Source organism: Desulforhopalus singaporensis, from assembly GCF_900104445.1.
Lineage (GTDB): Bacteria > Desulfobacterota > Desulfobulbia > Desulfobulbales > Desulfocapsaceae > Desulforhopalus_A > Desulforhopalus_A singaporensis.
This window is the reverse complement of record NZ_FNJI01000001.1, coordinates 14,103-35,615: the sequence shown is the minus strand read 5'-3', so window position 1 is coordinate 35,615 and position 21,513 is coordinate 14,103. Positions and strand designations below refer to the sequence as shown.

Annotated in this window: 19 protein-coding genes; 5 read left to right on the top strand and 14 right to left on the bottom strand. The window is 53.3% G+C overall.

The window, feature by feature from the left end; all coding sequences use genetic code 11:
• Window positions 1-28: 28 nt before the first annotated feature.
• The 7 genes from BLQ17_RS00145 to BLQ17_RS00115 all read right to left on the bottom strand — a co-directional run bounded on the left by BLQ17_RS00145 (window position 29) and on the right by BLQ17_RS00115 (window position 7,558).
• Complete coding sequence (locus tag BLQ17_RS00145) at window positions 29-796, bottom strand: enoyl-CoA hydratase/isomerase family protein (protein WP_092218906.1); 768 nt, start codon at window positions 794-796, stop codon at window positions 29-31.
• A 10-nt stretch (window positions 797-806) separates the two neighbouring features.
• The gene (locus BLQ17_RS00140; RefSeq protein WP_092218580.1) at window positions 807-2,189 is read right to left on the bottom strand and encodes an acetate--CoA ligase family protein; all 1,383 of its coding nucleotides are present in this window, start codon (window positions 2,187-2,189) and stop codon (window positions 807-809) included.
• A 44-nt stretch (window positions 2,190-2,233) separates the two neighbouring features.
• Window positions 2,234-2,926, bottom strand: a complete 693-nt coding sequence (locus tag BLQ17_RS00135) for an acetate--CoA ligase family protein (protein WP_092218579.1) — start codon at window positions 2,924-2,926, stop codon at window positions 2,234-2,236.
• 52 nt (window positions 2,927-2,978) lie between these two features.
• Complete coding sequence (locus BLQ17_RS00130; protein ID WP_092218578.1) at window positions 2,979-3,746, bottom strand: SDR family NAD(P)-dependent oxidoreductase; 768 nt, start codon at window positions 3,744-3,746, stop codon at window positions 2,979-2,981.
• Between the two features lie 43 nt (window positions 3,747-3,789).
• Window positions 3,790-4,119: a cupin domain-containing protein gene (locus BLQ17_RS00125; protein ID WP_176761006.1), complete on the bottom strand. Its 330-nt coding sequence runs from the start codon at window positions 4,117-4,119 to the stop codon at window positions 3,790-3,792.
• 78 nt (window positions 4,120-4,197) lie between these two features.
• On the bottom strand, window positions 4,198-5,037 hold the full coding sequence (locus tag BLQ17_RS00120; protein WP_092218576.1) for a 4Fe-4S dicluster domain-containing protein: 840 nt from the start codon (window positions 5,035-5,037) through the stop codon (window positions 4,198-4,200).
• 4 nt (window positions 5,038-5,041) lie between these two features.
• Window positions 5,042-7,558, bottom strand: a complete 2,517-nt coding sequence (locus BLQ17_RS00115) for a molybdopterin-dependent oxidoreductase (RefSeq protein WP_092218575.1) — start codon at window positions 7,556-7,558, stop codon at window positions 5,042-5,044.
• Between the two features lie 477 nt (window positions 7,559-8,035).
• On the opposite strand from BLQ17_RS00115, the gene BLQ17_RS00110 reads away from it, so the two are divergent.
• The 4 genes from BLQ17_RS00110 to BLQ17_RS00095 all read left to right on the top strand — a co-directional run bounded on the left by BLQ17_RS00110 (window position 8,036) and on the right by BLQ17_RS00095 (window position 11,965).
• The gene (locus tag BLQ17_RS00110) at window positions 8,036-8,812 is read left to right on the top strand and encodes an IclR family transcriptional regulator (protein WP_092218574.1); all 777 of its coding nucleotides are present in this window, start codon (window positions 8,036-8,038) and stop codon (window positions 8,810-8,812) included.
• A gap of 291 nt (window positions 8,813-9,103) precedes the next feature.
• A complete protein-coding gene (locus BLQ17_RS00105; protein WP_092218573.1) occupies window positions 9,104-10,138 on the top strand; it encodes a TRAP transporter substrate-binding protein in 1,035 nt (344 codons plus the stop codon).
• A gap of 28 nt (window positions 10,139-10,166) precedes the next feature.
• Window positions 10,167-10,667, top strand: a complete 501-nt coding sequence (locus BLQ17_RS00100; RefSeq protein ID WP_092218572.1) for a TRAP transporter small permease — start codon at window positions 10,167-10,169, stop codon at window positions 10,665-10,667.
• Window positions 10,664-11,965, top strand: a complete 1,302-nt coding sequence (locus tag BLQ17_RS00095) for a TRAP transporter large permease (protein ID WP_092218571.1) — start codon at window positions 10,664-10,666, stop codon at window positions 11,963-11,965. The genes BLQ17_RS00100 and BLQ17_RS00095 overlap by 4 nt, the downstream gene beginning before the upstream one ends.
• A 41-nt stretch (window positions 11,966-12,006) precedes the next feature.
• On the opposite strand, the gene BLQ17_RS00090 is transcribed toward BLQ17_RS00095, so the two are convergent.
• The 3 genes from BLQ17_RS00090 to BLQ17_RS00080 all read right to left on the bottom strand — a co-directional run bounded on the left by BLQ17_RS00090 (window position 12,007) and on the right by BLQ17_RS00080 (window position 15,925).
• Complete coding sequence (locus BLQ17_RS00090; protein WP_092218570.1) at window positions 12,007-12,495, bottom strand: 4Fe-4S dicluster domain-containing protein; 489 nt, start codon at window positions 12,493-12,495, stop codon at window positions 12,007-12,009.
• Window positions 12,495-14,648, bottom strand: coding sequence for a molybdopterin-containing oxidoreductase family protein (locus tag BLQ17_RS00085; protein WP_092218569.1), 2,154 nt, complete (start codon window positions 14,646-14,648; stop codon window positions 12,495-12,497). The genes BLQ17_RS00090 and BLQ17_RS00085 overlap by 1 nt, the downstream gene beginning before the upstream one ends.
• A gap of 107 nt (window positions 14,649-14,755) precedes the next feature.
• Window positions 14,756-15,925 carry a glycosyltransferase gene (locus BLQ17_RS00080; protein ID WP_092218568.1) on the bottom strand — a complete coding sequence of 390 codons (1,170 nt, stop codon included), beginning with the start codon at window positions 15,923-15,925 and terminating at the stop codon, window positions 14,756-14,758.
• 184 nt (window positions 15,926-16,109) lie between these two features.
• Between BLQ17_RS00080 and BLQ17_RS00075 the strand changes: the two genes are divergently transcribed.
• On the top strand, window positions 16,110-16,910 hold the full coding sequence (locus BLQ17_RS00075) for an arylamine N-acetyltransferase (protein ID WP_092218567.1): 801 nt from the start codon (window positions 16,110-16,112) through the stop codon (window positions 16,908-16,910).
• Between the two features lie 226 nt (window positions 16,911-17,136).
• Here BLQ17_RS00075 and BLQ17_RS00070 read toward each other — a convergent pair whose 3' ends face one another.
• The 4 genes from BLQ17_RS00070 to BLQ17_RS00055 all read right to left on the bottom strand — a co-directional run bounded on the left by BLQ17_RS00070 (window position 17,137) and on the right by BLQ17_RS00055 (window position 20,927).
• Window positions 17,137-17,784: a GntR family transcriptional regulator gene (locus BLQ17_RS00070; protein WP_092218566.1), complete on the bottom strand. Its 648-nt coding sequence runs from the start codon at window positions 17,782-17,784 to the stop codon at window positions 17,137-17,139.
• Between the two features lie 228 nt (window positions 17,785-18,012).
• The gene (locus BLQ17_RS00065; RefSeq protein ID WP_092218565.1) at window positions 18,013-19,329 is read right to left on the bottom strand and encodes a TRAP transporter large permease; all 1,317 of its coding nucleotides are present in this window, start codon (window positions 19,327-19,329) and stop codon (window positions 18,013-18,015) included.
• Complete coding sequence (locus tag BLQ17_RS00060) at window positions 19,329-19,811, bottom strand: TRAP transporter small permease (RefSeq protein ID WP_092218564.1); 483 nt, start codon at window positions 19,809-19,811, stop codon at window positions 19,329-19,331. Before BLQ17_RS00060 ends, BLQ17_RS00065 begins: the two co-directional genes overlap by 1 nt.
• A 96-nt stretch (window positions 19,812-19,907) precedes the next feature.
• Complete coding sequence (locus tag BLQ17_RS00055; RefSeq protein WP_092218563.1) at window positions 19,908-20,927, bottom strand: TRAP transporter substrate-binding protein; 1,020 nt, start codon at window positions 20,925-20,927, stop codon at window positions 19,908-19,910.
• Window positions 20,928-21,513 lie beyond the last annotated feature (586 nt).

Genomic DNA, 21,513 nt, shown 5'->3' with positions numbered 1-21,513 from the left:
TTATATCCTGATTGATCGTAACCAGCTGTTAACGGCCGACAAACTTCGCCGCCCTTTTCTCCAGAAATGCATTCACCCCCTCCGCCTTGTCTTCAAGAGAAAGGGCCAGGGCATACATCTCATACTCATAATCAAGTCCATCCTGCAGGCTCATCTGCGCCCCCTTGTTGATCGCCTGCTTGGCGAGCTTGAGCGCCGCCGGACTCTTGACCGCGATCTTTGCCGCAACCTCCCTGGCGGTAGGCATCAACTCGTCCATAGCTACCACCCGGTTGACCAGACCGATCCGCTCAGCCTCCTCGGCCCTGATGATGTCGCCGGTGAAGATAAGCTCTTTTGCCCGGCACATCCCCACAAGACGCTGCAGCCGCTGGGTACCGCCGCCGCCAGGTATGATGCCGAGATTGATTTCCGGCTGGCCGAACTTCGCCTTTTCCGACGCGATGATCAGGTCGCACCCCATGGCGATTTCACAGCCGCCGCCAAGGCAGAATCCGTTGACCGCGGCGATAACCGGTTTGGCAAGTTTTTCAACAATCGATCCCAGGCGCACGATATTATGGGCCGCATAGGGAGTGGTGGCGTGAAACTCCTTAATGTCTGAGCCTGCGACAAACGCCTTTCCAGAACCCGTCAGAATCAGCACTCTTATATCGTCATCCGCCTCAACCTCCCTTACCGCCTCACCAAATTCCGCCCGTGTCTGATTGTTGAGAGCGTTCATGGCCTCAGGACGGTTGAAGGTGACCACGGCTATGTTGTCCTCTTTTTCGAAAATGATGTTCTCGTAAGCCATACCTTTTCCCTCAGGCTGAAAGTTTTTGGCGGCGGATGCCATATTCGCACAGCTTACTCAGGGCCTTGACCCCTGAGATAAGCGACGGGAAGACCGGAAGATCCTTGCCAAGCTGGTCCATTATCACGTTTTTGTATTTGTTGTAGCCGACGATCATACAGACCACCACCGGCTTGCCGACCTCCTGGACGATCTTCTGGATGATCTTTTTCTGCACCGCTTCCTGGGTATATTCAAAACCTGCCAGGATAATAACCGCCGCGTCTATGTTCGGGTCTCTGAACGCATCGGGGAATGTGGTCTCCAGGGTCCTGGTAAAACCGATCTTCGTTACCGAAAAGTAGAGATCGACAGGGTTGGACACCGGGGTGTCGAACATATCCTTGAGCTTTTCCGTGGTCTCAGCGGTCAGTTTGGGCAGCTCCAGCCCATAAGTGGCGCACAGGTCGGAGACATTTACCCCGACCGAGCCAGCCAGGGTGATCACCGCGACCCGGTTTCCTTTTGGCAGCGGCTGGGTGGAAAACACTTTGGCGAAATCTTTGAGTTCGGTGAAGTCGTCGGCCATGATCATACCGGTCTGCCTGGCCGCCGCCTCGACGATCTTGGCATTGCTGGCGATGCTTCCGGTATGGCTCATGGCTGCTCTTGCGCCAGCCTCTGTCCGCCCGCCGCTGAGAAAGATCACCGGTTTTTCCGCCGCAACCTTCTTTGCTATGGCGGTCAGGTTTTTCCCGTCGGAAACGGTTTCCAGATACATCGAAATGACGTCGACGTCCTGTTCCTTGCCGAAGTATTCCAGCAGGTCGTTTTCATTGACGTCGCATTTGTTGCCGATTGAGCAGACCTTGCTGATATCAAGGCTCTCGTTTTCGACGATATCAGAAGCCATACCGGCCGCCAGAAGACCCGACTGGCCGATAAGCACCACATTGCCCCTGGGCACTTTTCTGGTCATCGGGTAAATGGAGGTCACGATATCCCGGGACACGATACCGGAGCAGTTGGGACCCATCACCCGAATATTGTTCTGTTTTGCTATTTCAACGATTTCCTGCTGAAATTTCTTACCTTCCCCGCCCATTTCGGCAAAACCCGCAGACTCAATAATTACCGCCTTGACCCCTTTTTCCGCACAATCCCTGACCGTTGCCACGGTCAGTTTGGGAGTGGGAAGAGCGGTAACCGCCAGATCAACGTCTCCGGGAATCTCTTTTACCGATTTGTAGACCTTGTATCCCAGGATTTCATCCGACTTCGGGTTCACCGGATAGACCTCTCCTTGAAAATCGCTGTCGGCTATATTCTTGATTATCACATAACCGAGTTTTCCGGGTGTTCCGCTGGCCCCGATAACCGCCACCGATTTCGGTTTAAAAAATAGTTCCATCATAATCGCACCGTCCTTGAGGTTGTCTTTGAAAAATTTGCCCTCTTTTACGAGAGAATTATCCGGGCATCCACGACAACGGCGCCGTCACTGTAGGCGAACACCGGGTTCATATCTATCTCTTCAATGCCGGGGGTGCGGTCGACAAAGTCTGACAGCTTTACCAGCATATCCTGGAGACAGGGCACGTCGGCCGGCTCCTGGCCCCGATACCCTTCAAGAAGTTTTCGGCCCTGTATTTCACGGGTCATATCCTCTGCGTCGGCTTTTTCGATCGGGACAATCCTGAATGAGACGTCTTTGAGCACTTCGACCAGGACCCCGCCAAGACCGAACATCACCACCGGACCAAAGCTCGGATCCTTGATCATTCCCATGATTATCTCCGTACCCGGCCTGGCCATTTTCTGAACGGCGACCCCTTCGATATTCGCCTCAGGCGCATAGTTCCGGCATGAAGAGATGATTTCGTCGTATGCCCTGGCAACCGCCTCCCCGTTTTTCAGGTTGACTTTTACCCCGCCGGCATCGCTCTTATGCGTGATATCGACCGATGACACCTTCAGCACCACCGGGTATCCGATCTGCTCACTGATGGCAATAGCCTGTTCTTTAGTGTCGGCAAGCACGGTGGGGGTACAGTTGATACCTGCTTTACCCAGGATCTGTTTGGCCTCAATCTCAGTGAGGACCGTTCTCTTCTCATCCCGGGCCTTGTTTAAAATCTGGGCTGTCGTCATTGTCTGTTCCTCATTAAATGTGACGTTTGTTCCTCGTCATTGAACATTTCCGTTACGCCGCGGTCAGACCGCCATCGACATAAATGGTCTGGCCGGAGACAAAGCTGGCGGCTTCGGAACAAAGGTAAACCACCGCACCCACCATATCCTCAGGCATACCGATCCTGCCCATGGGCACCGCGGCGGCATATTTCGCCGCAAGCTCCGGATTTTCAGCAATATGTCTGGTACCGGGGGTGATGACGAGAGCCGGGCCAAGGGCGTTGACACGGATCCTGCTCGGTGCCCACTCAAGAGCAAGCGCCCTGGTGATCAGCTCAACGGCTCCCTTGGTGGCGCAATATCCTGTGTTCCCGCCCGTGTAGCCACGGATTCCGCGCACCGAAGAGAGGTTGACGATCGCTCCGCCGCCCTGCTCGCGCATGACCTTGCCCACCGCCTTGCAGGCGACCATGGTTCCTTTGACATTGACGTTGAAAAGCTTGTCCCAGTCTTCCATCGGATAGTCGAACGCATCATGTTTTATGTTCATCCCCATGGCGTTGACCAGGATATCGATTTTGCCGTACCTGTTAACGACGCTGTCAACAAGTTGCTTCACGCTCGCTTCGTCGGTAACATCGCTTGCTATGGCGACAGCCTCATTACCTGTTTTTTCCGTTATCTTCTTTGCCACCGCCCCGATCGTCTGCTCATTTCTGCTGGAGACAACCACCGTCGCCCCGTGATACGCCAGACCGAGCGCCAGCGCCTCGCCGATCCCGCCGGCACCACCGGTGACAATGGCTATTTTCCCATCAAGCTTGAATATATCTTTCATAACCCGCTCCTATCATACTATTTTACATGTCAAACAGGACAGTTCAAACACTCACAATCAATACCAGCACTTCAGCCGGCTTGCCGTTATTAATCACCATATCCCGCTCCTCTCCGGGCGCTATGTAGACGCAGTCTCCTTCGTTGAGCACGTGTTTTTCGTCCTTGCCGGATACGGTGACAGACCCCTTGACGACGTAATACACCCGCTCTTTGGGCGAAGGACACATCTCCGCACCACCATCGGGCTGGAAATAGGAGTAGCAGACGGTGGTCCTCTTGGACTGCGCCTCTGTTATCTTCTGCAAGCCGTACACTCCTGAGTGTTTCGCCGCATCATACGGAGTTCCTTCAGCATCTTTCACGCTGATCATTTGCTCTTTCTCCTGGTTGCCTGTAGCAAAGTAACGAGAGCCCGCCGGTTCGCTGCCGACAGGCTCCTGCCTCATAGATTATTTTTGCGGATCGAGAAGTATCTCTCCTAGGTTGACATCCTTTGGCGTGTTGAACTCGATCTCGCACTGTTGGTATCGATCCGCACGGACCAGGACCTTGTACGTCCGGTTCCTGTCAAGCCCCTCGAACTCGAAGTCGCCGAAAACGTCGGTTTTGGTCTCCAGATTGAGGCCGCCTCCGGACAGGCTCACCCTGACTCCGGCGGCACATTCGCCCTGGTTGTCCCTGTAGACCACCTCTCCGGCCACAAACCGCTTGGGAACACCTGCGTATTTCACCAGCGAGCCGGTGTTGAACTCAGGCTTCAGATCTTCAAAATTCAGCCTTGCGGCAAGCTTTGCAACTTCACTCTCCGGATCGTCAAGATCACCGAACAGAAGCGCTCCGGTGGGACACGACTCAACGCACCTCGGCATCTTTTCGCCCTCGTCAAGACGGTGCGCGCACATGGTGCATTTTTGCGCAATCTCTTGTTCTTCATTCCAGTAGATCACCCGGTAGGGACAGGCGTTGACGATCTCCTTCTGTCCTTTGGACTTCTCCGGATCGATCATAACGATGCCGTCGTCCCTTCGGTAAACCGCCCCGTCTTTTGCCGCATCGATACAGGGAGCATTTTCGCAGTGCATGCACGGCTTGGGGATATAGCTCAATTTGGGTTTGGGATATACCCCCCTTTCAATCTCCACCAACTGCATCCAGAACTGGCCGTTCAGGGGCTGCGCTGCTGAATAGGAGGGATAATCGTTGCCGTAATACTCATCACGGCAGGAAAGAAAACAGTTGTAACAACCGTTGCATTTAGCGACATCTACAAGGATGGAAAATCTAGCCATGGTATCAGCCCTCCCACTTTTCAATTTCGATAAGACATGAATTGGGTGTCATGCCCGGAGCATTCCTGGAAACCATCCGGGAAGGTGTAAGAATGTTGACACAGCCGCCCTTGTCCGGAGAATCGGCGTCGCCGGGAATCAGCGGATCGTACTTGGCGGAGGAAGCGTAGCTGTGAATGACGCCGACGCGGACCCGCTGGGTGACAACGGCTGCGCAGAGGACCGAACCACGATCGTTGTAGAGCCTGACGATATCGCCCGTCTGGATGTTTCTTGCTGCGGCATCCGCCGGATTGAGCCTTGCCGGCCACCAGGCATACCCGTCTTTCTTGATCCTGTGGGTCGGGATATCGTCGAGCCAGTCGGTATGTTTGTCGTAATGGCAGTGAAAGGTGAACCTGGGATGGGGCGACAAAAGCTGCAGCGAATATCTCTTATACAACTCGCTGTGATGGCCCTCCCAGCTTTCGATATAGCGCGGCACCACCGGCCGCTCCTCATCATCGGGAAATTTCGACTTCAGGCTTTCCGAGGCGAACTCAATCTTGCCGCTGTAGGTTCCCAGCTCCTTGGCCTTGATCGTGCCGCGCTTGGGATTGTTCGGATCCGGGGTGTCGCATTCCCGTCCTTCGGCAAACCACCGCAGCGAAGGCGTCGACTTGTAATCGTCATCGATATTGATGATGCAATACCCCTTTTGGTCAAACTCTTCCCAGCTGATATGTTCGCCCAGATCCGATGCATCGAAAAAAGCCCTGATCCAGTCCATCTCGGTCTTGCCGTCGGTGAACTCCTCCTTTCTGCCGAGACGTTCGGCCAGCAGGGTGAAGATCTCGTAATCCGACTTGGATTCCCATAACGGCTCGATGCATTTCTGCTGACGGACGACGATTCTGAAGTTACAGCCGCTGCTGGCATGACAGGTGTATCCACCGCACGCGCCCCATTCCCCCACATCGTCACGCTCAAAATTGGAACACGCCGGCAGGATGATATCGGCCATGCGGGTCTCGCTATTGTACCATATATCCTGGTTGACGACGAACTCGAGCTTGGGGCTCTGATACATCCTGACCCATTTCGAGGTGTCGCTCATGGTGCCCATGAACGAGCCGCCGTAACGATAGAACAATTTAACCTCCGAATACCCTTCCATCGGGTATTCGAAATGGGTGAACTGCTGCTCCAGTGACTGGCCACAGAATCCCTCCCCATACCAGCTGACCGGAGGGTTGAGGACTGCATCGGGCAGCGTCAGCCGCCATAGGCGCTGTTTGGTCTGGTTTACCGGCAGATGGTTAGCAACCGAGGAAGTCGCAACCCGCCCTTGGGGATCGGCGTACGCCGGAAACCAGGTTTTGGTGTCCGACGGCGCCCCCATAGTGGTACCCCAGATCGATCGTCCCGGCTTTCCGAGCCCCTGCATAGCCTGGAGCAGTACCATCATCCGCGCCCACTCGGTACCGAACGCGGTTCGACAGGCACCGCCCTCTCCACCTCGCGCACCGCCGGAAAGCACCGTCCGCTTGGCGGCCCATTCGCGGGCCAGGGCCCGAATCACCCTGGCCTTCACCCCCGATTCCTGCTCGGCCCATTCCGGGGTTTTCGGCAACCCGTCGGTTTCGCCGAGCACATAGGGTTTGAACTCCTCAAATCCGATGGTCCTGTCCTTGACATATTCCTTGTCATAAAGGTCCTCGGTGATCCATACATAGGCTATGGCCATGGCCATGGCGGTATCGGTACCCATTCTCGGGGCAATCCACTTTCCTTCCATCACCGCGGCGGTAAAATTGTGGAACGGATCGATAAATACCATTTCGACCCCTTTCTCTTTCAGCCATTGCCGCCAGAGTGCAGAATCCTGGCCGGTGTAGGTCCCCCTGGTGGTATCGGGATCGTTTGACCAGAGCACGATCATCTCCGCGTTCTGCAGGGCATCTTCCAGCATATCATAGGGTTCGGGCATACCAAGCCGCCAGTAAAAACCGTAGCTATGGGTCGCTCCCCAGTGCCACCCTTCCCAGCTGTCGGGATTGTCGAGCACCGGCGTATATCCGAGCATGTTCATAAAGCGCGCAAACGGCCCCATCTTGTAACCGACAATCCCCCAGTTATGATGAGATGAAGTGAGCCCGGTTATGGCCGATGATCCGTACTTCTCGGTAACCCTCTTGATTTCAGAGGAAACAATGTCAAGCGCCTCGTCCCAGCTGATTCTCTGGTACGGCGACTTACCGCGGTTCTGCGGGTTACGCTCCCCGTTCGGATCGAAGTCTACCCTTTTCATGGGATACCTGATGCGTTCGTCAGAATAGAGCCGCCGTCTGTCGGCATGCACATACGGCGCCACCGCAAATTTCTTCGGGGGAGAATATTTCTTCCCACCTGCTTCAATCGTCCAGGGCTTGAAATCTCCCTCTTCGGCGACCAGCGGCCGCATCCGCGTCACCTTGCCGTCCTTTACGTAAACACTGACCGGTCCCGCATTGGTGCAATTGGTAAAAACACGCTCACCCATTGTATAACCTCCCTGAATTGAGCTTCTGGTAGACCACTGTCGTCATCATGCCTCTACGTCCTCTTTTAATATGTCAGGCTAATCAGCAGATGCCCGCTCCCCGGTTGCACACCTTTCACCATGCATCACAAGGGGCTGCAGGTTTCCAGGACTCCCTTGGCATCCGAAAAACCCGGTTTGTTCCATATATCGCAACAATAACCATTTAATTCTTAACAATACACCAACAGTTATGCATGTCAAGACATTTTACATGTAATATAAAAAGATAACATTATGAATTGTAAAAGTAATATTATATGCAGTTTCAATACCTTATGAAAACTGCAAAACATTCATAGACTTTTTTTCTTGACACAAAATCGGTTCTAATCTATTTGTTTCAACATACGGAACATTAAAGTTTTACAACCAGACCGGCGGGCAGCGGTGCCCGCTTTAGGGATTTTCAGTCATCTGGCACAACGGCACAGTACAATGAACAAACAACCGGTTACCACAGGTTCCTCCGTTGAAAAAGCGCTGGCTATTCTTCTCACCTTTACGCCTGAAACGACCGAGCTGGGAACCACGGAAATCAGCCAGAAGCTGGGAATGCATAAGTCAACCACCAGCCGCCTTATTAAAAGTCTCGTCACCGCCGATTTTCTGCAGCAGAATCCGGTAACAAAAAAATACCAGCTTGGCAGCTCCGCCTACAGACTGGGATATATCTCCACCCGGTCAAGAAACACCACGCTCCTCACCATAGCCCGGCCTTTTCTTGTCGAGCTGGCTGCCAAAACGGGTGAAAGCATTGCGCTGGAGATGGTATCGGGAATAGATGTGATACTGGCAGCACACGTCGAAGGCCCCAGTCATCTCCGCTTCAATTTCCAGCAGGGCGAGCTGGTGCCGCTCAACGTCGCAGCAGGGGCGAAGGTAATCCTCGCATACAGCGACGCCAGGTTCCTGGAGTCGTGCCTGAAGCGCGATTTCAAGAAATTCAACGACAACACCATCGTCTCCAAGAAAGAATACCTGAAAGTACTTGAAACAGTCAAAAAAGAGGGAATCGCTTACGACCGGGGAGAGCGCTACCATGATATTCATGCCATGGCCGTTCCCATATTCAATCCCGATACGCCGCCGACCGCAGCTATTATCATTGCCGGACCGTCTTCACGGCTGACCGATGATTTTTTTGCCTCGGTAACCCCGGTTCTGTGCGATACAGCGGAGCGTATCAGCAAAAGACTCAACGACCACGGATGACATCTCCCGCTTCCCGGTGATCATCAGCTTTTGCCCAAAGTGACAGGTGACAGCATGATAACCAGGGAGATGACATGAGAACAGAAAAAACGGCCTGACAGGAGGGCAACACAACGAGACAACTGATAATCGGGGCTGATCCCCGCCCTGCTACATTACATGCATTATTGAATGTTTTCTTGAACATGCTGTTGAGGTATCCCAATTATTTTGAGGTATAAGTTGGTCGCCCCGGCGAAGTTACAGCTGGAGACCAGAATCAATTAAAAGCCGTTTTCAAGGAGGTTCAAAATGAAAAAATTCACAGTAACCCCGCTCATTGCACTGGCCCTGACGCTCTTTCTGCTTGGCGACGGCTACACCAAGCAGATCACCCTCAGATTCGCCCACCAGAACCCGGAATCAGGACTGAGCAGCAAGAACTGCGTTTCTCCATGGCTCAAGCAGGTGGAAGAAGCCACCGGCGGAAAAGTCAAAATCCAGCCCTACTACGGCCAGACCCTGGCAAAAGGCAAAGACATGTGGAACGCCGTCAAGATGGGAATCACCGACATCGGCTGGGCGTTCCACGGATACTGGCCCGGGATGACTCCGGTAACCGACGTTATCAGCCTACCCGCCATGTCTTTTAAAAGCGCCGAGAAGGGTAGTGAAGTGTTGTGGAAGCTCTATGAGAAATATCCCGCCATTCAGGATGAATTCAAGGACGTCAAGGTCCTGCTTTTTTACACCAGCCCGCCATACACCCTGATCACCAGGGAAAAACCGGTGAAAAATCTTGATGATCTCAAGGGCATGAAGATACGCATGACCGGCGGCGGCCCCACCGACATGATGAAAGCTCTTGGCGGCATTCCCATGCTCATTCCGATGCCGGACAACTATATCTCTTTACAAAAAGGGGTCATCGACGGTATGGGCGCGCCGTGGGAGGCAATTCATGTCTGGCGGTTCTATGAAGTCGTCGATTATTACACCGAGGTGCCGTTTCCGGCGGTTTATTTCTCAATCATCATGAACAAACGCAAATGGGACAGCCTGCCCGAAGACATCCAGCAGGCCATCATGTCTGTTGGCGGCGTGGAGGGCTCGAAATTCTGGGGCCGACATTTTTTCGACGATATGAGGCAGACAGGTATTGAAAAGGTGAAATCCATCGGCAAGGGCGACAACATAATCGAACTGACAGCCGAGGAGCGTCAGAAATGGATAGACCTCGGCGGCAAACCTGTGTGGGAAAGCTGGGTGGCCGACATGGAGAAAAAAGGTGTTGCCAACGCCAGGGAAATACTCAACACCACCATAGAACTTGGCCAACAACAATAGCGTTCCTACTGACTCGGGAGACCAACCCATGCACAATGTATCCGCTCTGGCACATAAAATCGTGCGGTTCGGCATAAAAATCCTGGTCTGCTCCGCCTGTGCAACTCTTGCGGCAATGATGTTTCTCATGGCCGCCGATGTGGTCGGCAGGTATTTTTTCAATGCCCCGATTCCCGGCGGTCTTGAACTGGTCGAATACATGATGGCCGTTATCGTGCCGTTCAGCATCGCTTATTGCGCACTGCAGAAATCCCACGTGGCGGTGGACCTGGTGGTGGATCGTCTCCCCAGGCCGGTGCGCCGGCTTCTCGGGGTGATTGTAACATGTCTGTCGATACTATTCGTCGCAGTCATAAGCTGGGAAAATATCGCCTATATCGGCGAGACCTACCGATCCAATCTCACATCAGCCGTTCTCAAAATTCCGGCATTTCCCTTTGTAGCCGCAGTGGCGATAGGCATGTCGGTATTCTGTATTGTTCTGGTTGTGCAGCTGCTTGAAAAATTTACAAAAGAGGACAGATCATGAGTCCGATAGCCGTTGGTTTCATAGGGATGCTCTTTGTGCTCGTACTGCTCCTGTCACGGATGCACATCGGTCTGGCCATGGGGCTGGTCGGCTTTCTGGGGTTTGGCTACATCGCCGGATGGGATCCGGCTCTTGGTCTACTCAGAACCGTCCCCTACACCACCTTTGCCAACGAGGGCATGAGTGTTATCCCCCTGTTTATCCTGATGGGCGCCTTTGCCTTTGAGGCCGGCATGAGCGAAGACCTGTACAGGGCGGTGCATAAGATTTTCGGCGGCCTCAGGGGCGGCCTCGCCATGGCGACGGTCGCAGCCTGTGCCTGCTTTGCCGCCATCAGCGGATCGAGCCTTGCCACCGCCGCGACTCTTGGCCGGGTAGCAATGCCTGAGATGAAAAAATACCGCTACGACCTCGGCCTTGCCACCGGCTCAATCGCCGCAGGAGGCTGCATCGGCATCCTGATCCCGCCAAGCGTGATCCTCATCATCTACGGCATTCTCACCGAACAATCAATCGGCAAGCTCTTTATGGCCGGAGTGATCCCGGGAATACTGGAAGCCCTTTTCTACATTATAACCATCTGGCTGCTGACCAGGAAAAATCCCCATATGGGGCCCCCTGGCCCCCGTGCCAACACCAGGGAAAAACTGAAAGCCTTTACCAAAACCTGGGAGGTGCTTGTTCTCTTTACCCTGGTCATCGGTGGTCTCTACATGGGAATTTTCACCCCAACCGAAGCCGCCGGCATAGGAGCTTTCTGTGCTTTCTGTTTTGCCGTTTTACGGGGCAGCATGAAGTGGGAGAATATCGCGAACAGCCTCACCTCCACCGCGTCTACCACCGGGATGCTTTTTCTCATCGTGGCCGGAGCCATGATTCTCGGCTATTTTTTCGCCATTACCCGGCTGCCGTTCGAGTTTGCTAGCATGGTCGCCGCCCTGCCGGTCAACCGCTATGTAATTCTCGCCTGTATTGTCGTGGTGGTGTTGATACTCGGCTGCCTGATGGATTCGCTGGCGATCGTCCTGCTGACGGTTCCGGTCTTTTATCCGCTGATCCTTGAACTCAACTTCGATCCGATCTGGTTCGGGATCATCGTCGTCAGGGTGACCGAGATGGGGCTTATCACCCCGCCGGTGGGATTAAACGTCTTTGTCCTCCACGGCATTACCGGAACCCCGATGCAGACAATTTTCAAGGGTGTCCTTCCGTTTCTGGTGGCGGATGTGATTGAGCTGATTCTTCTTATCTCCATTCCCCAGCTCTCCCTCTTTCTCCCCAACCTCATGAGCGGCTGAGAGCCGCCCATAAGGCGCAAAAGAGTGGGGCCGAAACGCCGTTATTTTCGCCCCACTCTACTGTTTCTCTGGTTTTCCACACTTTCTCGATCGCCGAAGTAGATACAGTGTGCCAGACACACATTGTCGGCACAGGCCGGAACAAGACCGTTGTCCACCCTCTTGTGGCAGAGATTGCACTTTCTGGCCACCCCATCCTGCTCGTCGAAGGCGATCGCCCCGTACGGGCAGCTGTCGATACAGCTGCGGCAGCCGCTGCAGGCTTCCTCGTCCAGCACAACTATCCCGTCATCTCTTTGACTGATTGCGGACTCGGGACAGCTGTCAACGCAGGGGGGATCATCGCAATGCCTGCAGACATTGACCCGAAAAGAAAATTGTTCCCTGCCGCTTTCATCGGGCCCGGACAGCTCCGTCACATAAAGAAGCTGAACACCAGGAGCTGTACTGAACTCCTGCTTACAGGCTACCTCGCAGGTTCTGCAGCCCCAGCAGGCTTCATGATCGATCACCAGTTCATACGGTTTCATTACTCGTTCTCCGTCTCGGGATAGATTTTACATAATAGTGAACGGATATGGGTTGCCCCCATTGCCGGATCGCAGTTTTCAAAAGAGTTGTCAATCAACACATTGACGTTTGATTTGTTCCATCCGTACCCGGGCCCCTGCTCCTCGGGAAACCACCAGCCATGTTCGGCCGAGACGACATCGGGAGCCAGGCCGCTGAACAATTTTGCCCGCTGCCTGATCTTTCCTCTCGGCGACTCGACAACCACCCACTGTCCCTCACTGATCCCTTCTTTTGCTGCGGTTTCAGGATGAATTTCCACCACCGGGTCCCGGTGCAGCTCCCGCATCCAGGGAAGCTGACGGTTTTCGGTATGAAAAAAACCGGGGATTCTTCGCCCGGTAATCAGGGTATAGGGATATCTGCCTGCTCGCTCCGGCGTGCTCACTGGGCTTTCCGGTGGCTCCTTGAATTGCGGCAGCGGGTCGTACCCCCACTTTTCAAGCAGGGTCGAATAGAGCTCAAACTTCCCGGTGGGGGTGGAAAATCCCTTGTCCAGATATTTACGGTAGGCCACCTCGCCGCGAATATAATCCATCTTCTTGAAGTCCTGAAAAGTTATCCCCATCGGTTCGAGAATGTAGTCCAGGCCGCCTTCAAAAGTATCCCACCAGTCCTCTTCCTGGCCCACTTTTTTGGCCAGGGCGTTGAGTATTTCGTGATCCGGAAGACACTCACCCACCTGGATGACTTTCCTCCTTGGCAGGATGTACCCGTGCCGTTTCCAGTAATCGCCGATATAATCCATCTCCAGCCAGGTCGCCGAGGGGAGAACAATGTCGGCATACTCTGCCGTCGGGGTGATAAAGAAATCACAGACGGTGAAAAAGTCAAGCTTGCTCAGGGCTCTTCTGACCTCTTCGCCGTTGGCCCGGCTCAACACCGGGTTGGAACTGATCATGAAAATCATCTTCACCGGGTACGGTTTTTCCGTGTTTATCGCATCCCAGACACACTTGGGATTGAGGATGGAAAACTTGTCGGCAAGCCTGAAACGTTCTCCGCCCAGTCTTTTGGCCGCCTGTTCAGGCGACAGCCGCTTATGAGCGCCGAAGCTGCTCACCTTGCGTATATTGGGAGTTTTGAAAAGCACCTGGCCGCCGGGAACGTCTATATTGCCGGTTATCCCCATAAGCGTCATCAGCGCGCGGTCGTTGTCGGCACAGTTGATCTGCTGCTCAATAGCTACCCCCCACTGGATTCCCGCAGGCTTCGTCGTCGCATAGAGCCGGGCGGCTTCCCTGATTTTTCCGGCCGGAACACCTGTTATCTCCGCCACCCGGTCGGTGGAATACTGTTTCACCCTCGCAACAAACGGCTCCCAGCCGTGAACATGGTTGGCAATGAACTCTTTGTCGTACAACCCTTCCTCGACTATGACATTCGCCATTCCCAGCGCCAGGGCCGTATCGGTTCCCGGTCTCAGCTGCAGCCACACGTCGGCACGGGAAGCCATCCGCGTCATCCGCGGGTCCACCACAATCAGCTTGGCGCCGCGATCAAGGCTTACTGAAAACGACTCTCCCTTATACTCGTCGGGGTTGCTGATAACCACGTTATTGCCCCATACCATGATGCATTTGGGATGGTTTTCATAATCGACAATCGGGTTAGACCCGCAGGTAATAATACTCGTCGCCAGCCGGGGACCGTAACAAAAATGACCGGCGGTCAATACGTTGGGAGTTCCGAGAAGGTTGGCAAACCGGTATATGACACTTTCGTTTTCCCTGCCGGTACCGTACCCCATGGCAATCGATTCCGCGCCGAACTCCGCCTTGTAGGCATTGATCTTCCCACCAATGGTGTCAAGAGCCTCGTCCCAGGAAATCCGCTCCCAGCGGTTGCTCCCCTTGGCCCCAACCCGGCGGACCGGATACTTGAGGCGGTCGGGATGATAGGCCAGCTGCAACGAGGCAAGCCCCTTGGAACACAACGTGCCGTGATTTATCGGACAATCAGGGTCACCGGCAATCTTGACCGCCTTACCGTTTTTGGTGTAGACGAGAACCCCGCAGCCACCGTGACACATGCGGCAATGACTCTTCACCACGGAATCATAGCCGTAGACTTCCATTTCCCGTTCTATATTCGATACCTTGAATCGCCCCATCCGTATCTCCTTAACGTTGATCTTCCAGGTGTTTTTTCCTTCCTGCTCCCCGATAATACTTACCAGAACCCCATCAACCGGACCAGCGGTAAATTACCGGCGGCTTTTTACCCCAACATGTCCTGCACTGCCCGACAGGCTGCGTCAAGCGAGTCTTCTCCACCAAACCGGACGCTGTGTTGCAATAATTTTTTTCTGATTTCCCCGTCATCTAAAATCGTTGCAATAGCTGCGGCCAGGCTGCTTTCATTACATTCTGTCCTGGCAACCAGTCCCGCCACCCCCATGGCCCTAGCCCGACGCGACACTCCCGGCTGGTCCCGCCCCCACGGCACAAGCAGAAGCGGTGTCCGGTATCGTATCGCTTTCATAACCGTACCGTGTCCGCCATGGCTTATCACCAGGCGGCACTCTGGCATAACGAGGGAATGGGGTATATAGCCGCATACCAGCACGTTTTCAGGGACCGCCTTTAGCATGCGCCGGTCGTGGCGACGCCCCACGGTGACCAGGACCCTCAGCTCCATTTTCACCAGTGCGCTTACCGCAGCCTTGACAATTTGCTCATCATTTTCCTGGGCTGCCATACTCAGTGAAACGAGTACCCAGGGATGGCCGGGTTCGAAAAAAGCTTGCGGCACCGCCCCTGACGCTTCCCAGAAGAGAGGACCGCAATAGATATTGCCGGGGGGCAGATCCCTTTTGTTGCCATCGAACAGGCGGTCGGTGGCATGCAGGGCCAGATCACTATGGAGCACGACAGGGCTCAGCCAATACCGGTACATTCGATATCCAAGCGGTGAAAAATCGTCGCTGCCCTCTTCGGTGGTGCGAAAACCGAAGTAAAATCCAGGGTTCACCAGACACCAGGGCACGGCGAACTCGGCGGCCAGCACCCTCGCCAGTCCGGCGCCAAACAGCGAAGACAAAAAACAGCAAGGGGATAAGCGCCGCACTCTTTCGGCCACCACCGGCTTTACCAGCTCAGCCCACTGGGTGAAAGGATTAGGGCAATTCCGGTCGAGTTGACGGTGATTTTGCCAGAGCCGTCTGATCGCTGGGTTGAAAATTTTTCCCAGCTCCAGCTCATCGGGTAAGCAGAGAGCAGCCAGCCCGGCCCGTCGTACAGTTGCAACCAGTGAACGCTCGCATATCATGGCAACACCATGCCCCCTTTGCTGCAGGCCGGCTGCAACAGCGAGCAGAGGCGGCCAGTCTCCGCCGCCACACGCCGATACTATTCCAACGATCGTTTTATTTTCGCCTTTTTGCATCATGGTAGTACCGGATTCTTCCGTGGGGTAAAGACTTTACCCTTCCCCCGGAGTGTGCAAATGACTGTTGTGCAGCAGTTGCATTTCAACAACGAGTACATACCTGTAACTGCATGGCGACAACAGACTGTATTCCCTTTTTATATTACCTTCCGGTTTATGGAGGGCAAACGATGCCACAAACGCTATGAACAGCAAACTCAGCCAGCAACTGACAAAACATATCCTGGCCCGCCTCGGCTTCAGCCACCCTCCTCCGGCCACCCTGGCCGGTCTGACAGCGCTGTACTCTTCCTGGTGCAACCATATTCCCTTTGACAACATCCACAAGTTGATCCATCTCGCCAACGACGATCCCTCCCCGCTACCCGGCGCCAACCCTGAGGAATTTTTTAAAAACTGGCTTTCCCATGGGACCGGAGGACTCTGCTGGGCCGGAAACGAAGCGCTGTTCAGGTTGCTCGACACCCTTGGTTTTTCCGTTAAACGCGGGCTTGCCACAATGCTCATCTCAGACAACGAACCATCCAACCATGGGACGGTCATCGCCCTTTTCAACGCCAGCCTTTACCTGGTCGACGCGTCGATGCTGCACGACAGACCGGTACTGCTCGGCGCCAGACCACAGACGTTTTTCGGCAACAAACCGTGGAAGCTTACCTGTGAAATTCACAACGGTAAACACCATCTGAGAACCCGAATGCTGCATATGCCCCAGGGCTGCACCTGCCGCATCGATAAGATCGGCGTCGACGGTGACGACTTTATCCGCTGCAATGAATTCACCCGTCACCGTAGTCCGTTCAACCGATCCCTCTACCTTCGCATAAATCGCAACGATTCGGTTACCGGACTCGCTTTCGGCAAAAAAATCACTATCGGCCCGGACCAATCGATAACCGAGTCCCCCTGCAGCACGAAAGAGCAGCTTGAGTTTCTGGTATACCAGATAGGGATCAGCAAACGGATACTTACCCATTTATTGTAACCACGGACCGGCAACTAGTCCGCGTTATCTCCAGGGAGAGTATAAAATCATTAATAAACCGACAAGGATAATTACATACAATATATCAACACCAAGTTTCATACAACAGGAATTGATACACCATAGAAAACCCGGCGCATGGTTCATGCAGCCGATGGAGAGAGCGGCGCAGGTTTTCCGGCATCAGGTCATCTGCGATGGAGCAACAACCTTGTCGGAATTTGTTTTACCCGGGAAAGATTATTGGGAAGAGAGATTTTCTTGCAACCATGTGGTGCATCCGGAGTCTTTCTTTGGTCAGATCCACATCGCGCATCTGGATTGCTTCAAAAATATTTTCATGTTCGCTCTTTATCTCGATAATCCGATCCATCCGCAGGTCTTCGGTGCGAAAACGCAGAAATATTTTCTGGCACAGATCGCGGTAACGTTTGCTGAGCGCCTCATTGTCGGCCATATCGATTATAGCCACATGGAATTCGGTATCCAGTACGAACAGTTTGCGGGTTACATGGGTTGCCGAGATATTCTCGTAGGCAATTTTTTTCTGCTTGAGTTTTTCAAGTCCTTTATCGGTCATTTTTCGTATCGCCTGGCCGATAAACCCCACCTCAAGGACTTCCCGTATCTCAAAAAGATCCTCCGCCTCCTTCTTGGTCATCTTGTGCACCGAATACCCCTGGTTGGGTACAAAATCAAGATATCCTTCCTGGGCGAGGATCGCGAGAGCGTTGTTGACTGGGGTTCTGCTGACATTGAGCTGTTTGGCCAGATCCACGAAAACCAGGCGCTGGCCGGGCACTATTTCATAATTGAGCATAAGCTCGATTATCTTGTGATAAACTTTGAGGGTTAAATTTTTACTTTTTTTCAACTCTGTTCTCTTTATTGTAATTCGATCATGACAAACCGGTTCCCGCCGGGGTGGACAGGATTGTAAACGGGGTAGTATACTCGCCAATCAAACCAGTGTCAATTGTCTTAACAGCCGACGCCACACAATATAATCAAGCAATATCAAAAAGTTAGTCTGTCTGCACTGTTTTCTTCCACCCGCCCGGCAACGCGCCCCCTCCGCCGCCCTGCCGGGTGTGGCCGGTTCTCAATACATCATATTGGGCAGGAACAGGATTATCTGCGGGAATACAGCCATAATGACAATACCAACAAGCACCGCAAGCATAAATGGGGCAATCCCCCTGAAGATCGACTCCAGTCTCATCCCGCCGCCGGGAAGCCCCCCGGCGACACCGTAAACGATATATACGTTTATGCCGACAGGCGGTGTTATGACCCCCATTTCGGTAACCATGACAATTATAACCCCAAACCAGATCGGATCGTATCCCAGGCTTAAAACCAAGGGGAAGAAGATCGGCACCGTGAGCATGACAAGCGCCAGTGAGTCCATGAAACAGCCGCCGACAAAATATACCAGCACCACCATGCCGAGGATGAGCAGCGGAGGCAGGTCAAAACTGCCGATCCATTCGGCTATATCATAGGGAATCCTCGTCACCGCCAGGAATTTGCCGAAAACGGTCGCCCCGGCAATCAACATCAGGACCATGCAGGAGGTTTTAAGAGTCTCGTACAGAGCGTCCACAAACCGCTCCCAGGTCAGCTGCCGGCGGACAAGAGAAACCACCAGGACTCCCACAACCCCGACTGCCGCGGCTTCCGTCGGAGTGAACAGCCCGAAAAAGAGTCCTCCCATGACCAGAGCAAAAACGGCCATGGTCTCACCCATGCCGCCGAGGGATTTCAACTTTTCCATCCAGGTGAACGACTCCCCCCTCGGCCCCTGTTCAGGCGACAGGGCGCACCAGATAATTACCGTAAGAATGAAGAGCACCGTCACCAGTATAGCTGGCAGGATGCCCGCCATAAAGAGCTTTCCTATGGACTGTTCGGTCAGGATGCCGTAGACGATAAGGACCACGCTGGGAGGCATGATCATGCCCAGGCCTCCACCCGACGCAACGGATCCCGCTGCCAGCTCATCCTTGTAATCGAACTTTTTCATCTCGGGGAGTCCGACAGTGGCCATGGTCGCCGCCGTTGCCGCACTCGACCCGCAAACGGCGCCAAATGCGGTACAGGCCGACACGGTGGCAATGGCCAATCCGCCTTTGGTATGGCCTAAAAATTTATAAGCAGAAGAATAAAGCTTTGAACTGATCCCTGCGTTAAATGCGAGCTGTCCCATTAAAATAAAAAGAGGGATGGTCGTCAGGCCATAAGAGGAAAAAACCTCATAAAAATCCTTGGCCAGCAGATTCAACCCGCCCTTGGTCGAACTCATGATGGAGAAACCTACAAAACCTACCATGGCCATGACGTAGGCGACCGGCATGCGGGTCATGAAAATCGCGACCATAATCACAATTCCGGTAATACCGATTATTGATGGGGTCATTATTTTATCAACTTTAAAATTGTTTTGAGCATGCTATTAATTATCGTCAGGACAAAGATCAGAAACCCCCCGGCAAGGATATAGATAATAATATATTCAGGCAGCTGCAGATTCATCGACAACTCGCCGGATTCCATCATCTTTTCGGCGTAGACAAACATTCGCCAGGCGACAAGGACAAACAGCACCAGGCTCATGGTTTCAGTGCACAGCCCAATCCAGTTTTTCATATTGGTGGAAAACTTGCGGATAAAAAGCTCCACACCGATATGTCCCTGCTCGTGGTGGGTAAAGGGCAGTGAACAGGCAATAGCTATTCCGCCCATGAAACTGACCAATTCGACGGATCCGAAGATAGGATACTTGAAGAGCCGTCCTATAACATCCGCACAGGTCAACAGTGCCATACCAAACAGAAAGACGGCACCAACCATCTTGAGCTTGCCTAACACAAACTCCAACATTTTCTGAACCGATTCCATTGTCGGATTGTATCTCCGTTGTACGCGACATGTTACGGGAATGACACCGCCAGGATGCCATTCCCCGTTACCTCTCCTGCCGTGACTGACGGCGACTTACATATGGGCTTTGAGCGAATTTCTTATAATCTCAACCACTTTTGCGCCATTGAGGTTTTTCTTGTCAAGCTCGGCTGCATAGCTGTCGATAACCGGACTGACCGCAGCCTGCCACCGCTTGGTCTCCTCCGGATCGATCCCTTTGATGGAGCCTCCCTGCTCAAGGGCAAATTTCAGGCCGCCCAGGTCGCTGCTGTCCCACGCATCGCCGTGTTTCAACAGCCAGACCTTGTTGATTTCAGTAATAATATCCTGGTCTTTTTTATCCAGCGATTCCCACTTGTCCTTATTCATGGTGACTATAAAGGTCGTGGTATAGGCAGAGGCGTAGCATCCGGCGGTATACCTGGTGACTTCACCAAGTTTCCAGCCGCCATTGGCTTCCATGGGGTGGGCACTGCCGTCGACAACGCCCTTCTGCAGGCTCTGGTAGGCATCGCCCATTCCCATCGCAACCGGCGTTGCCCCGAGCGCCTTGACCATCTCGGCGCTCATCCCGGTGGAACGGATCCGCAGACCTTTGAGATCCTCGAGATTGGTTATGGCTTTCTCCCGGGTATTGATGAAGCCCGGTCCATGAGCATGGAGATAAAGGAGGTGAGTGTCATCGAACTCTTTGGGGTGAAGGGCATTGTAAAGGTCATTTGCAACGGAGGTCGCAACCCTGCCCGAAGGATAGCCGAAAGGAAGGTCCAGCGCCCCGGTTACCGGAAAACGCCCGCGGGTATAGGCGAGCACTGTGAAGCCGACATCGGCAATACCATCCACGACACCGTCATAGGTCTGCTTTGCCTTCAACAGACTACCGCCGGGATACAACTGCACCTTGACACGTCCTTCAGTCTGTTTTTCAACCTCCTTGCACCATGACTCAGCGAGTTGCGACTGAATGTGGGTGGGTGGAAAAAAACTGGCGTACTTTAGCGTTATCGACTTCGCCTGTGAGAAAACCGGTGTGACGACGAGCAAGGAAAAAATTGCTATAACCGTTAAACCGGACAAGACCATTCTCTTCATGTGCAGCCTCCCTAAATTGATGATATGTGCTGTTAACCAGCCTTTGCCAAATGTTTCCTGCCTGTGACTCCTCCCTCTGTTGTTGGGAATATTTGGTCCGGACAACATGGTGCTCAAGCCGTCACCACCCTCCGTTTTTTTTCTGATTCCAGATATTATGCTGCAGCCGATGCACCGTCCGCACCAGCCGCCTCGTACTTAATACGCAAACTCATGATACGACAACCAGGCCATCACGCCGCAATCATGCCGCGAACCTGTCAGGCGAATTTCTCTGCGGATTTTGCTGTAAACAGTGATAAAGTTAGAAAATACAAAATGCGAACAGAACATGTCCGACCTTGATCTTGAGAGTTGTTATTGTGGTCTTATTAAACATTCACCGACAGTTCGATGTCAATTGAATAGAAGTATATACCACGGGTTCCGCCTAAAATGTGCGAATATATATAATACAATGTTACATGTAAAAAAAGTTTTGTCAACGTTTAAATAAGTGAAAATCCACCACAACACGATCGTTTAAAACAGCTGCACTTATCTCGATTTGTTGACGATTTTGCTCCGGGAGGACAACGCCTGCCGG

Excerpts from the sequence above, each read along its gene's own strand:
- BLQ17_RS00145 (WP_092218906.1), bottom strand. The coding sequence starts at position 796 with ATGGCTTACGAGAACATCATTTTCGAAAAAGAGGACAACATAGCCGTG.
- BLQ17_RS00140 (WP_092218580.1), bottom strand. The coding sequence starts at position 2,189 with ATGATGGAACTATTTTTTAAACCGAAATCGGTGGCGGTTATCGGGGCC.
- BLQ17_RS00135 (WP_092218579.1), bottom strand. The coding sequence starts at position 2,926 with ATGACGACAGCCCAGATTTTAAACAAGGCCCGGGATGAGAAGAGAACG.
- BLQ17_RS00130 (WP_092218578.1), bottom strand. The coding sequence starts at position 3,746 with ATGAAAGATATATTCAAGCTTGATGGGAAAATAGCCATTGTCACCGGT.
- BLQ17_RS00125 (WP_176761006.1), bottom strand. The coding sequence starts at position 4,119 with ATGATCAGCGTGAAAGATGCTGAAGGAACTCCGTATGATGCGGCGAAA.
- BLQ17_RS00120 (WP_092218576.1), bottom strand. The coding sequence starts at position 5,037 with ATGGCTAGATTTTCCATCCTTGTAGATGTCGCTAAATGCAACGGTTGT.
- BLQ17_RS00115 (WP_092218575.1), bottom strand. The coding sequence starts at position 7,558 with ATGGGTGAGCGTGTTTTTACCAATTGCACCAATGCGGGACCGGTCAGT.
- BLQ17_RS00110 (WP_092218574.1), top strand. The coding sequence starts at position 8,036 with ATGAACAAACAACCGGTTACCACAGGTTCCTCCGTTGAAAAAGCGCTG.
- BLQ17_RS00105 (WP_092218573.1), top strand. The coding sequence starts at position 9,104 with ATGAAAAAATTCACAGTAACCCCGCTCATTGCACTGGCCCTGACGCTC.
- BLQ17_RS00100 (WP_092218572.1), top strand. The coding sequence starts at position 10,167 with ATGCACAATGTATCCGCTCTGGCACATAAAATCGTGCGGTTCGGCATA.
- BLQ17_RS00095 (WP_092218571.1), top strand. The coding sequence starts at position 10,664 with ATGAGTCCGATAGCCGTTGGTTTCATAGGGATGCTCTTTGTGCTCGTA.
- BLQ17_RS00090 (WP_092218570.1), bottom strand. The coding sequence starts at position 12,495 with ATGAAACCGTATGAACTGGTGATCGATCATGAAGCCTGCTGGGGCTGC.
- BLQ17_RS00085 (WP_092218569.1), bottom strand. The coding sequence starts at position 14,648 with ATGGGGCGATTCAAGGTATCGAATATAGAACGGGAAATGGAAGTCTAC.
- BLQ17_RS00080 (WP_092218568.1), bottom strand. The coding sequence starts at position 15,925 with ATGATGCAAAAAGGCGAAAATAAAACGATCGTTGGAATAGTATCGGCG.
- BLQ17_RS00075 (WP_092218567.1), top strand. The coding sequence starts at position 16,110 with ATGAACAGCAAACTCAGCCAGCAACTGACAAAACATATCCTGGCCCGC.
- BLQ17_RS00065 (WP_092218565.1), bottom strand. The coding sequence starts at position 19,329 with ATGACCCCATCAATAATCGGTATTACCGGAATTGTGATTATGGTCGCG.
- BLQ17_RS00060 (WP_092218564.1), bottom strand. The coding sequence starts at position 19,811 with ATGGAATCGGTTCAGAAAATGTTGGAGTTTGTGTTAGGCAAGCTCAAG.
- BLQ17_RS00055 (WP_092218563.1), bottom strand. The coding sequence starts at position 20,927 with ATGAAGAGAATGGTCTTGTCCGGTTTAACGGTTATAGCAATTTTTTCC.